Consider the following 10,804-nt stretch of genomic DNA (forward strand, 5'->3'; position numbering starts at 1 on the left):
CAAACGGGTGAGCGGTGTCAGGCAGGGCTGACGAAAAGTCAGGTTGACATGACAAATCTGAACTGTAAGGTAGGCCTTACATTCAGTCAGGAGAAGTTGTCATGTTGAACGTATGGAAAACCGGGACGGCGGCGCACAAGCGGTACGTATTCCGCACCTTCGCCTTCATGATTCCCTACATGCTGGTCTGCATCTCGATGATGGTGACCGATGTCTTCGACGAGATCATCGGCAAGCCTGCGGGCTGGTTCCTGGCCGCCGCCGTCTCTGCGCCGGTGATCGGCCAGCTCTGGGCCACGCTGAGCCTGATCCGGGAAAGCGACGAGTTCGTGCGCGCGGTGACGGCCAAACAGTTCATCATCTCCGCCGGCCTGGCCATGGCCCTGGCGACCTTCTGGGGGTTCGCCGAGACCTTCGCCGCCGCGCCCCATCTGCCGGGCTGGCTGGTCTATGCGGCCTTCTGGGGCATCTTCGGCTGCGTTGCTCCGTTCGTTCGGGCGTCGAACTGATGAAGAACCGTCTCAAACTGCTGCGCGTCGAGCGCGGATGGACCCAGGAACAACTGGGGCAGGCGCTGGGCGTCTCGCGCCAGGCGGTCAACGCCCTGGAGACCGAAAAGCACGACCCCTCGCTGGACCTCGCCTATCGCATCGCCGTGCTGTTCGCGCGGCCGGTGGAAGAGGTTTTCGACAACCCCCACGCCTGACGGGCGTCAGGATAACCTTACAGGATCAAAGACCATGATGTTCATGTCCCGCCATGGCGGCGGCCGCCTGCTGCGCGCCTTTGCCCTCGCTTCCGCCGTCGCCCTGGGGGCCGGGGCGGTCGCCCTGGCTGCCCGCGCCGAACCCGCGGCGTTCGCCGCCCAGACCGCCTTCGCCTCGGACCGGTTGTCGGTCGAGGTCATCGGATCCGGTCCCGATGTCATCCTGATCCCCGGCTTCAGCTCTTCGCGCGAGGTGTGGCGGGCCGAGGCCGAGCGGCTGAAGGCGACGCACCGGGTGCATCTGGTGCAGCTGGCCGGGTTCGCCGGCGAGCCGTGGACGCATGGCGAGGGCGGCCCGTTCGTCCAGCCGGTCGTTGATGAGCTGACCCGCTATATCCGCGAGATGGGCCTGGAGAAGCCGGCGGTGATCGGCCATTCGATGGGCGGGATGACCGCGGTGATGCTGGCCCAGCAGCATCCCGAGGCCGTCGGGCGGGTGATGAGCGTGGACAGCCTGCCCTTCTTCAGCGCCCTGTTCGGGCCGCAGGTCACCGCCGAAACGGCGCGTCCGTTCGCCGATCAGGCCGCGGCCGGGATTCTGGCGGCCGATGCGGCGGGTTTCCAGGCGCAGCAGGGCCAGACCGCGATCGGGCTGGCGCGGGACCCGGCGACGCGGGAGGCGATGGTCGCGTGGTCGATGGCCTCGGACCGCCAGGCGATGGCGGCGGCGATCCACGAGGTGATGACCACGGATCTGAGGCCGGGTCTGCCGGCGATGACGACGCCGGTCTGGGCGATCTACGCTTCCGACGCCGACGGGGGCGCTCCGGCCGCGATGGCCGACGCGCTGTGGGGTCGGGAATACGCCGCCCTGCCGGGCGTCTGGCTGATCCGCGTCGATGGCAGCCGGCATTTCATCATGGCCGACCAGCCGGCGCGGTTCGCCGAACTGGTCGATCAGTTCCTCGCCGACTGAGGCAGGGCGGCTCAGTCGGCCGGCGGCGCGGCCCGGACCGGGGTCACGTCGCCGGCCTTGAGCAGCTGGCCGCCGAACTCGTCGGCATAGGCCACGGCCAGCAGCGAACGGAAGCCGGTGACCGGGATGGCGAGCTCATACCCGCCCTCGGCATAGGGACCGACCTGATAGGGTCCGATCAGGAAGGTCAGGCCGGCGGCCTTGCCCGGGACCGTGCCGGGGGTCAGGACGAAGGCGGTGTCGACGGCGCGAGGGCAGGACCAGTCCTTGCCGTCCATGGTAACGGAGGCGCTGTCGGGCACGCGGGCGCGTTTGGCGGCGTTGATGGCCGAACACAGGGCCTGGTCGAGGACCGTCAGGTCGGCGCCGGGGCGGAACAGGGCCGCGAGGCCGAGCCGCCGCTTCAGCGCCTTGTCCCACAGGATGCCGCTGGTCAGGGTGTTGGGGTGGGCGCCGCCGGAATAGTCGAAATCGACCCGTTTGAGACTGAACAGCTTGCCGGTCTCAAGGGCGGCGGTGACCGTGACGGTCTTTTCGTATTTGGGCCGGTCGGTGTCGGCCCCGGCCTCGGTCAGTTCGCCCTGGGCGCCCTCGATGAACTGGCGCAGCTGGCGCACCTCCTCGGCATAGAGGGGGGCGTGCAGATCGGTCTGGGGCTTGATGGCGTCGGGCAGGGTCAGACGGACATCGGCGTAGGGCGTCTTCAGCTCGAAGCCCATCGGCGCGGCGGCGTCGGCCGGGGTCACGGTCGCGGTCTCGCCGGGCGTGGAGGCGGCGGGCGGCGCGGGCTCCTTGTCGCGGTTGCAGGCCGACAGGGCGGTCGCCGCGGCGGCCAGGATCAGGAGCGTACGGATGGGGGAGGTCATGCGGGTCTCCTTCAGAACGGCCACGATACAGCGCCGAAAATGATGGCGGAAAGCAGAATGAAGCCGGCGTCGCGGTTCGAGCGAAACAGCCGCAGGGCGAGGGCCGGGTCGTCGGGGCGGACGTCGCGCGCCTGACGGAACAGATGGGCGGCGAGGGGCAGCAGGGCGACGTAGAAGATCGGCCCGAGCCCGGCGGCCAGGCCGGCCGCGACGGTCAGGCCGACGGTCGCGCAATAGAAGACGCCGACGCCCCCACGGACGTTCGAGCCGAGGCGGCGGGCCGAGGACTTCACCCCGACCATGGCGTCGTCCTCGATGTCCTGCAGGGCGTAGATGGTGTCGTAGCCGAGGGTCCAGAAGACGAGGGCGAGGTAGAGGAAGGCAGCCGACAGGGCCAGTTCACCGTTGACGCCCGTGGCTGCGCTGTAGGTGTACCATTGTCCCGAAGCCACCATGGCTTTCGCGACCAGCCAGAGCGCGAAGGGGAGCAACCCCGTCGCCGCCGCGAACCCCATCAGCGCGCCCCAGTTGAAGGTCAGGCCGAGCCAGGCCTGGGGCCACCAGGTGATCCGCTTCATGAAGGGGTAGGCGGCGACGAGGGCGAGGGAGGCGACGCCCAGCAGGACGGCGCTCAGGTTCAGGGTGAGCAGGATCAGCAGGCTGATCAGGCTGCATATGACCACGAAGGCCCAAGCCTGTTTGACCGAGATTCGGCCGGAGGGGATGGGACGCAGGGCGGTGCGGGCCACCTTCGCGTCGATGTCGAGGTCGACGATGTCGTTGAAGGCGCAGCCCGCCGCCCGCATCAGGCAGGCGCCGAGGGCGAAGCCGAGGAAGAGCCAGGCGTCGTAGAGGTCCGGCGTCTTGCGATACTGGGCCAGAGCCAGGGCGATGCCCTGCCAGCCGGGCAGGAGCAACAGCCAGATGCCGATGGGGCGGTCGAAGCGGCCGAGCTTCAGCCACGGCTTGAGGCCTTCCGGCGCATGACGGTCGACCCAGTTCGTCGGGGCGTCGGGAAGCGGGGCGGAGGTCATGGCCAAGGTTCTAGCCGGTTCGCTTCGCACGAAGAAGGGTCAGAGCACCTTCTTGAGGATCGGCCGCAGGTTCACCGCGCCGTCGCGGAAATCCTTCCACGGATCGGGCTTCTTCAGCAGGGCGGCGGCGTCGTGGAGGGTGAAGGCGCTGGGGTCGAGGCCGGTCTTCACCTTGCCCCAGGACAGGGGGAAGGCGACGCCCGCGCCGGGGCGGGCGCGGGGGGACCAGGGGGCGACGGCGGTGGCCATGCGGCCGTTGCGCAGATAGTCGAGGAAGATCTTTCCGCCCCGCGCCTTCTTGGCCAGGGTGGTGGTGAAATGGTCGGGATCTGCGGCGCGGACGCGCTCGGACACCGCCTTGGCGAAGGCCTTGCACTGGTCCCACTCGATGCGGCTGCGGGCGTCGGTCTTGATCGGGACGACGACGTGCAGCCCCTTGCCGCCGGTGGTCTTGACGAAGGCGTTCAGGCCGAGGGATTCCAGCGCCTTCTTCACCGTTTTCGCGGCGCGGATGACGTCATTGAAATCGAGGCCTTCGTCGGGGTCGAGGTCGAAGGTGACCTGTTCCGGAGTCTCGGGATCGCCGGACTTGCAGCCCCACGGATGGAGTTCCAGCCCGCCGGCCTGACCGATGGCGACCAGACCGCCGACGTCGAGGACGCCGACATAGGGTTTGCGCTCCTTCACATCGATCAGCTTCAGCCGCGGGTTGGCGCCGGGCATGGCGTGGCGCTGGAAGAATGTCTCGCCGGTGATGCCTTCGGGCGCGCGGATGATGGAGACGGGCCGGTCGGCGACGTGAGGCAGGATGCGGTCGGCGGCCATCTCGTAATAGCGGGCCAAGTCGGCTTTGGTGATGGCGGGTTTGCCGTCCGCCGCGGGCCACAGGACCTTGTCGGGGCTGGAGATGGTGACGCCGGCGACGATGACCTTGCCCTTTGACGATGTGCGGGCCGACGGGGCGGGTTCGCCGGGGATGTGGAGGTCCGGCGCGGCCTTGGTGGATTGGGGCGAGGTCTTGCCCGGGATCGATGGCGGCTGCGGTCGCTCCGTCACCTCGGCCGCCGTCTTGTCCTCGCGCAGGCCCTTGAAGGCGGCGTGGCGCAGCGAGCCGGATTCGGTGTAGCCGCCATGCTCCAGCTCGGCGACGAGGACCGGCTTCAGCCAGTGGATGTCGCGGCCCCCGCGCGGGGCGCCCTTGCCGGCGAAGGGACTGGTCTCCGCGGCGGCGGACTTCAGGGCGGGCAACAGGGTCTTGAGGAGGGGCGCCGAATAGCCCGTGCCGACCCGGCCGAGGTAGCGCAGGTCGTCCTTGTCCTGGACGCCGACCAGCAGGGAGCGGAAGCGGGTCCCGCCCTCGGACGACCAGCCGCCGATGACGACCTCGTCGCGGCCCCGGCATTTGGACTTGAGCCAGGTGGATGAGCGGCCCGCAAGGTAAGGGGCGTCCAGCTTCTTGGAGATGACGCCTTCGAGATCCATGCGGCAGGCGCTCTCAAGAATGGCGGCGCCGGTGGTGGCGAAATGGTCGACATAGCGGACGCGGTCCTTCGCCGCCTTCGGCATGCGGTCGATGTGGGCCTGAAGCCGGGCCTTGCGGTGCGACAGGGGCAGTTTGCGCAGGTCCTCGGTCCCCTCCGACAGCAGGTCAAAGGCGAAGAAGACCAGGCCGCTGGTCTTTCCATCGGCGATGGCGGCCTGAAGGGCGGAGAAGTCCGGCATGTGATCCCCGGCCAGGGCGCACAGTTCGCCGTCGATGACGCCGTCGGGCCATGAGCCGGCGTCCTTCACCACCTCCGGAAACTTGGCTGACCAGTCGTGGCCGCGCCGGGTGTAGAGCCGCGCCTTGCCGCCGCCGGTGGCGATCTGGACGCGGTAGCCGTCGAACTTGATCTCATGGGCCCAGCCGGTCCCGGCGGGCGGATGGTCGGCGACCTTGCACAGCTGGATCGGGATGAAGGCCGGCGGCCTGGCCAGATGCGCCTCGCGGGCGGCGGGCTGCGGTTTGGCCGGACCCTTGCGCGCGACCGGCTTGGACGAGGTCCACTGCGTCTTGCCGGTCGCGATCTCGGCCAGGCTGCGGCCGGTCGTGATGGAGGCGTCGATCTCCATATTGGCGTCGCCCTCGCCCTCGACGGTGTGTTCGTCGCGCTCCTTGATCAGCAGCCAGTTGTTGCGCTTCGACGGCTTGCCGCGGTCCGAGCGGAGGCGGATCAGGGCCCATTTTCCCTGCAGCCGCTCGCCGTGCAGGATCATCTTGATCTGGCCCTCCTTGAAGGCCGCGTCGAGGTCGGGCTCCTGCGGCTCCCAGGTTCCGCGGTCCCACATCTGCACCGTGCCGGCGCCGTAGTTGCCCGAGGGGATGGTCCCTTCGAAGGACCCGTAGTCGAGCGGATGGTCCTCGACCTCGACGGCCAGACGTTTGACGGCCGTGTCGCGCGACGGGGCCTTGGTCACGGCCCAGGACTTGAGCACGCCGTCGACCTCGATGCGGAAGTCGTAATGCAGCCGCGTCGCGGCGTGGCGCTGGATCAGATAGGTCAGGGCGGTGGTCTTCGCCCGGCCCTTGCGGCCTTTCGGCTCCGGGGTTTCAGCGAAACTGCGCTTGGCCTGATAGGTTTTGAGTTCGCCCTTGGCTGCCATGAGGGGGTGAACGCGGGTCGGCGGGGAGCGTTGCCGTCGAGGAGTAGGCAGTAGGCAGTAGGCAGTAGGCAGTAGGAGAGGTGGAGGGGGAGCGCCGCGTGCACTTCCTAATGCCTACTGCCCAAGCCCTACTGCCTCCCCCTACGGGTGAACCGTCTCCCCGTGCTGCGTGTAGTCGAGGCCCTCGATCTCCGCCTCCTTCGGCACGCGCAGGCCGGTGGTGAATTTGCAGATCATCAGGATCAGGAAGGTGCCGACGGCGCTCCAGGCGATGACGGCCGCCAGGCCGATGGCCTGGTTGAGCAGATTGGCGCTGGCCGCGGCGGGATTGATGGCGGCCGTGGCGAGGACGCCGGTCAGCAGGGCGCCGACGATGCCGCCGACGCCATGCACGCCGAAGGCGTCGAGGCTGTCGTCATACTTCAGGGCGCGCTTGAGCCAGACGGCGCCGGCGTAGCAGGCGGGGCCCGTCACCAGGCCGATGATGAAGGCGCCCTTGGGGTCGACCAGGCCGGCGGCGGGGGTGATCCCGACGAGGCCGGCGACGAGGCCGGAGAGCAGGCCCAGCAGGGTCGGCTTCCTGTGGTCGATCCACTCCACGGCGGTCCAGGCGATGGCGGCGGCGGCGGCGGCGAGAAGGGTGTTGAAGGCGGCGAGGGCGGCGATGCCGTCGGCGGCCCAGGCCGAGCCGGCGTTGAAGCCGAGCCAGCCGACCAGCAGCAGGCCGGCGCCGATGGCGGTGTAGGCGAGATTGTGCGGGGCCATATTGTCCCGCTGATGCCCGTGGCGCGGCCCCAGCACGAGGGCGGCGACGAGGCCGGCGACGCCCGCATTGACGTGGACCACGGCCCCGCCGGCGAAGTCGAGCACGCCCAGCGAGCCCATCCAGCCGCCGCCCCAGACCTGATGGCAGATCGGCGCATAGACGATCAGGTGCCAGAGGAAGAAGAACAGGATGGAGGCCGAGAATTTTATCCGCTCGGCGAAGGCGCCGGCGATCAGGGCCGGGGTGATGATGGCGAAGGTCAGCTGATAGGCGATCCACAGGAACTCGGGCAGGCCGGGGGCGAGGCTGTGGGCCGTGGACGGGGTGACGCCGTTGAGGAAGGCGGCCTGCAGACCGCCGATGAAGCCGTTGGTGGCCGGGCCGCCGGCGCCGAACGACAGGCTGTAGCCGGCGATGAACCAGAGAACGGTGACGATGGCCATGGCGGCGGTGGAATGGGCGATGGTGGCCAGCACGTTCTTGCGCCGCACCATGCCGCCGTAGAACAGGGCCAGACCGGGCAGGGTCATCAGCAGGACCAGGGCGGTGGAGGTCAGGATCCAGGCGGCGGAGGCCTCGTTCAGCGCCAGCGGGACCTGATGGGCGAGGAGCGGGGCGACGGAGGCTGGGGTCATGCGCGGCGTCCGGGGTCTGGCGACAGGAATCGGCCCGAACCGCGTTCGACGCCGCGGTTGGAGATGTGACTCTATTGCAGTGCAGCAGGCAAATTATTTCGTGTGCGGCGCAGCAAGTGAGGGTGCGCTGCACGGTCTGACGCGCGGCCCGGCGCGGGCGCATGGACTTGCCGCCCGACGTTCGCCCGCGCTTGCAGGGTCGTGGGCCACTTTTCGTTACGGCGCGCCTCAAACCACTGGACGCGGCCGGTCGCCGATGGAACCAAGGGCGGTGAGATCGGGCTCCCGCCGCCCGGCGACCGGGGACCGTCATGACCGATATCCAGAGCGCGTCGCACAACGGCCGTCCGTCCGGCGCCCCGCTCGCCTTCGCCTATGTAACCACCCTGTTCTTCGCGTGGGGTTTCGCCACCTCGCTGATCGACCCGCTGATCGCGGCGGTGAAGGGGGTGTTCGATCTCAACTTCACCGAGGCGTTGCTGACGCAGTTCGCCTGGTTCACAGCCTACGGGATCGTATCCCTGCCGGCGGCCGCTGTGCTGGCCCGGCTCGGCTACGCCCGGTCGGTGGTGGGCGCGCTCGCCGTCATGGTGCTGGGCGCGCTGGTGGTGCCGCTGTCGACCCTGCTGGACTTCTATCCAGGCGTGCTGGTGGCCCTGTTTGTCATCGCGTCGGGCGTGACCCTGCTGCAGGTGGCGGCGAACCCTCTGGCGGCGTCGCTGGGCTCGCCGAAGGGGTCCCATTTCCGGCTGGTGCTGTCCCAGGCGTTCAACTCGCTGGGCACCGTGATCGGGCCGTTGCTGGGGGCGACGGTGATGCTCTCGGGCGGGATCTTCGCCGTCGGCGGGGTGAGCGCCCTGGCGTCGCCCGCGGCGCTGCTGCTGATTCTGATGGGTGTCGGCATCGGCCTGGCCGCGGGCTTCCTCATCGGCCTGCTGCGACGCGACGTGAAGGGCTGGCTGGTGGTCGGGGCCGCGGCCGGGCTGGTCGTCGGTTGGGTCATCTTTCTGCAGAACTACATCGGCGGCATGGGCGCCTATGCCGGCTCGGCCGCGCGCGAGGCGGCGACCGCCATGGAGGGGGCGGCGCCGGTGGTCATGGATGCGGCGTCCCGGGCGGCCACCCTGCGCAACATCGACGCCATCTTCATCGGCCTGGCGGTCTTCTTCGCCCTGCTGGGGGTCTTCATCTGGTCCGTGCGCGGCAAGCTGACGGCCGCGAGCGCCAACGCCGCGTCCGGGACAGCCGGGTCCCCCCTCAAGGCGTTGAACTCCCGATGGGCCGTGTTCGGGGCCGTGGCGATCTTCGTCTATGTCGGGTCGGAAGTGACGATCGGCAGCCTGATGACCAATCTGCTGCACTCCGACCGCACTCTGGGCCTGCTGATCCATGACGCCGGACGGCTGGTGGCGCTCTACTGGGCCGGCGCCCTGATGGGCCGGTTCGCAGGCAGCGCCTTTCTGACGCGGGTCCCGGCGGGCGTGCTGCTGGCGGTCTGCACCGCCTGCGCGGGCATCCTGTGCCTGATCGTCGCCCAGACCGGGGGCGTCAGCGCGGCGTTCGCGGCGCTGGCCGTGGGTTTGTTCAACTCGGTCATGTTCCCGGCCATCTTCACCCTGACGCTGGAGCGGTCGTCGGCGCCGGCCTCCGCCACCTCCGGTCTGATGTGCATGGCCATCGCCGGCGGGGCGATCCTGCCGCTGCTGGGCGGCCGGGTGGCGGACCTCAGCAGCCTGAACCTGGCCTTCCTGATCCCGGCCCTGGGCTACGTCATCCTGACCGTGTTCGCGATCGCCGCCGCCCGGACGCCGGTGCGCGAAATCGATGTGGTCGCCGCGCCGTCGCCGCACTGACGAGGGCGTCGCCTTCTGCCGTCAGGGGACCAGCGGCTCACCCGCATCACGCAGGGCCGTGATCTCCGCCTGCGCCGTCTCGAGGGCGCGGGCGCGGGCCTCGGCCGAGGGATGGCCCCACTGGGGATAGCGGACGCGCCAGTTGTAGGCCCCGAACCGGCGCCAGAAGGCCGGCGCGATCGCCGTGTCGAACCCGGCCCGGGCGGCGAGATAGAGGCCGACCCGGTCCGCCTGGCGCTCGGGGCCGCCGGGCGCGTCGGACAGGGCCGGTACGGTCTGGGTCTGGCGGCCGCGGGTCTCGGCGTCATGCCAGGCGTGATGTTCAAGGACGTGATGGGCCAGTTCGTGGCCGAGGATGATGGCGAGCTCGTCGTCGGTGGCCGCGAACCCGGCCATGGCCGTGGTGATGAACAGGCGCTCGCCGTTCGCTTTGGCATTGAGGTCGTCGGACGGATCCAGCTGGACGTCGTAGCCGCAGGCGCGCTGCGGGGCGACGGAGGCCGTATGGTCGTTCCCGTCGCGGCGATAGCTGATCCCGACCGGACCGCGCGCCAGCGCCTGGTCGAGGCGGTTGATGTTGGCCTCCAGACCCTCAAAGACAGCCGCACGCCGGTCGACCCCTCGCACCAGCGCCACGCCGTCGACGGCGAGGATCAGATCGCCCCGGCGCAGGCCGGCGCGGGCCGCGGCCGACCCCTCCGGCGCCGCCAGTAGGCCCGGCAGGTCGCCGTCCAGACCGAAGCGGGCGACGGCGTGCGGCCGCAGTTCGGAGCTGTACTGGCTGGCGGCGTGAAGCAGCCATCCGGCCGAGTTGCGCACAGCGGGGCATAGGGCGGCGTTGGCGACCGACAGGCGATAGCCGACCCGGGCGACCCGCTGGTCCAGATCCGTCAGGGCGATCAGTCTTTGTTCGGCCGGAGCCCCGACGACGCCTGGGTCCGTCGTGGGGGCTCCGGGACCGCAGCTGACCAGAACGGTCGCGGCCAACGCCAGGACGGCCGGAACGGATGTGGGGGAAGGCCGCAGGAGCATGCCGCGCACCATGCGACCCCGCCCCCGGGCTGCCAAGCCCCCGGGGGCCATGATCGGACGGCCCGCGATCCGGCCGCCAGGAAGCCTCGGGCCCCGATCGGGCGCCTCCCCACGAAAATCGGCAGCCTCGGAGCCGCCGGGCATTGTCTGACGACAAAGGCAGGCGTTAGGGTTCGGAAGGGGCAGCGTAAATTGGAGTGGGGTATGCAGGTCCGTCGAAGAACTGGGCTGCTGGCTCCCGCCATGCTCGTGGCGATCCTGTGTCTGCCGCTGGCCGCCTGTGGCGGCGGCGG

The 10,804-nt window shown here is 69.7% G+C and carries 9 protein-coding genes; 4 read left to right on the top strand and 5 right to left on the bottom strand.

Annotation, left to right across the window (positions count from 1 at the left end):
- Positions 1-101 precede the first annotated feature (101 nt).
- Genes B2742_RS01335 through B2742_RS01345 form a run of 3 tightly spaced genes read left to right on the top strand, consistent with a single transcriptional unit; the run spans position 102 to position 1,682 of the window.
- Positions 102-509, top strand: coding sequence for a hypothetical protein (locus B2742_RS01335; protein ID WP_292062099.1), 408 nt, complete (start codon positions 102-104; stop codon positions 507-509).
- Positions 509-706, top strand: a complete 198-nt coding sequence (locus B2742_RS01340) for a helix-turn-helix transcriptional regulator (protein ID WP_292062101.1) — start codon at positions 509-511, stop codon at positions 704-706. Before B2742_RS01335 ends, B2742_RS01340 begins: the two co-directional genes overlap by 1 nt.
- 34 nt (positions 707-740) lie before the next feature.
- Positions 741-1,682, top strand: a complete 942-nt coding sequence (locus B2742_RS01345; protein WP_292062103.1) for an alpha/beta fold hydrolase — start codon at positions 741-743, stop codon at positions 1,680-1,682.
- An 11-nt stretch (positions 1,683-1,693) separates the two neighbouring features.
- Here the strand turns inward: B2742_RS01345 and B2742_RS01350 are convergent, their stop codons facing one another.
- The 4 genes from B2742_RS01350 to B2742_RS01365 all read right to left on the bottom strand — a co-directional run bounded on the left by B2742_RS01350 (position 1,694) and on the right by B2742_RS01365 (position 7,626).
- A complete protein-coding gene (locus B2742_RS01350) occupies positions 1,694-2,548 on the bottom strand; it encodes a DUF3298 and DUF4163 domain-containing protein (RefSeq protein WP_292062104.1) in 855 nt (284 codons plus the stop codon).
- Between the two features lie 11 nt (positions 2,549-2,559).
- Complete coding sequence (locus tag B2742_RS01355) at positions 2,560-3,582, bottom strand: UbiA family prenyltransferase (protein ID WP_292062107.1); 1,023 nt, start codon at positions 3,580-3,582, stop codon at positions 2,560-2,562.
- A 39-nt stretch (positions 3,583-3,621) separates the two neighbouring features.
- The gene (gene ligD, locus B2742_RS01360; RefSeq protein ID WP_292062109.1) at positions 3,622-6,225 is read right to left on the bottom strand and encodes a DNA ligase D; all 2,604 of its coding nucleotides are present in this window, start codon (positions 6,223-6,225) and stop codon (positions 3,622-3,624) included.
- A gap of 141 nt (positions 6,226-6,366) precedes the next feature.
- Complete coding sequence (locus tag B2742_RS01365) at positions 6,367-7,626, bottom strand: ammonium transporter (protein WP_292062110.1); 1,260 nt, start codon at positions 7,624-7,626, stop codon at positions 6,367-6,369.
- A 311-nt stretch (positions 7,627-7,937) separates the two neighbouring features.
- Between B2742_RS01365 and B2742_RS01370 the strand changes: the two genes are divergently transcribed.
- Positions 7,938-9,479: a glucose/galactose MFS transporter gene (locus B2742_RS01370; protein WP_292062113.1), complete on the top strand. Its 1,542-nt coding sequence runs from the start codon at positions 7,938-7,940 to the stop codon at positions 9,477-9,479.
- Between the two features lie 21 nt (positions 9,480-9,500).
- Here the strand turns inward: B2742_RS01370 and B2742_RS01375 are convergent, their stop codons facing one another.
- On the bottom strand, positions 9,501-10,511 hold the full coding sequence (locus B2742_RS01375) for a M48 family metalloprotease (protein WP_292062115.1): 1,011 nt from the start codon (positions 10,509-10,511) through the stop codon (positions 9,501-9,503).
- Positions 10,512-10,804: the final 293 nt, after the last annotated feature.

The organism is Brevundimonas sp. UBA7664, from assembly GCF_002483305.1.
Classification (GTDB): domain Bacteria; phylum Pseudomonadota; class Alphaproteobacteria; order Caulobacterales; family Caulobacteraceae; genus Brevundimonas.

What these genes read in the sequence shown, in the direction of transcription:
- B2742_RS01335 (WP_292062099.1), top strand. Translation starts at nt 102, where the DNA reads ATGTTGAACGTATGGAAAACCGGGACGGCGGCGCACAAGCGGTACGTA.
- B2742_RS01355 (WP_292062107.1), bottom strand. Translation starts at nt 3,582, where the DNA reads ATGACCTCCGCCCCGCTTCCCGACGCCCCGACGAACTGGGTCGACCGT.
- B2742_RS01370 (WP_292062113.1), top strand. Translation starts at nt 7,938, where the DNA reads ATGACCGATATCCAGAGCGCGTCGCACAACGGCCGTCCGTCCGGCGCC.
- ligD (WP_292062109.1), bottom strand. Translation starts at nt 6,225, where the DNA reads ATGGCAGCCAAGGGCGAACTCAAAACCTATCAGGCCAAGCGCAGTTTC.
- B2742_RS01365 (WP_292062110.1), bottom strand. Translation starts at nt 7,626, where the DNA reads ATGACCCCAGCCTCCGTCGCCCCGCTCCTCGCCCATCAGGTCCCGCTG.
- B2742_RS01345 (WP_292062103.1), top strand. Translation starts at nt 741, where the DNA reads ATGATGTTCATGTCCCGCCATGGCGGCGGCCGCCTGCTGCGCGCCTTT.
- B2742_RS01375 (WP_292062115.1), bottom strand. Translation starts at nt 10,511, where the DNA reads ATGCTCCTGCGGCCTTCCCCCACATCCGTTCCGGCCGTCCTGGCGTTG.
- B2742_RS01350 (WP_292062104.1), bottom strand. Translation starts at nt 2,548, where the DNA reads ATGACCTCCCCCATCCGTACGCTCCTGATCCTGGCCGCCGCGGCGACC.
- B2742_RS01340 (WP_292062101.1), top strand. Translation starts at nt 509, where the DNA reads ATGAAGAACCGTCTCAAACTGCTGCGCGTCGAGCGCGGATGGACCCAG.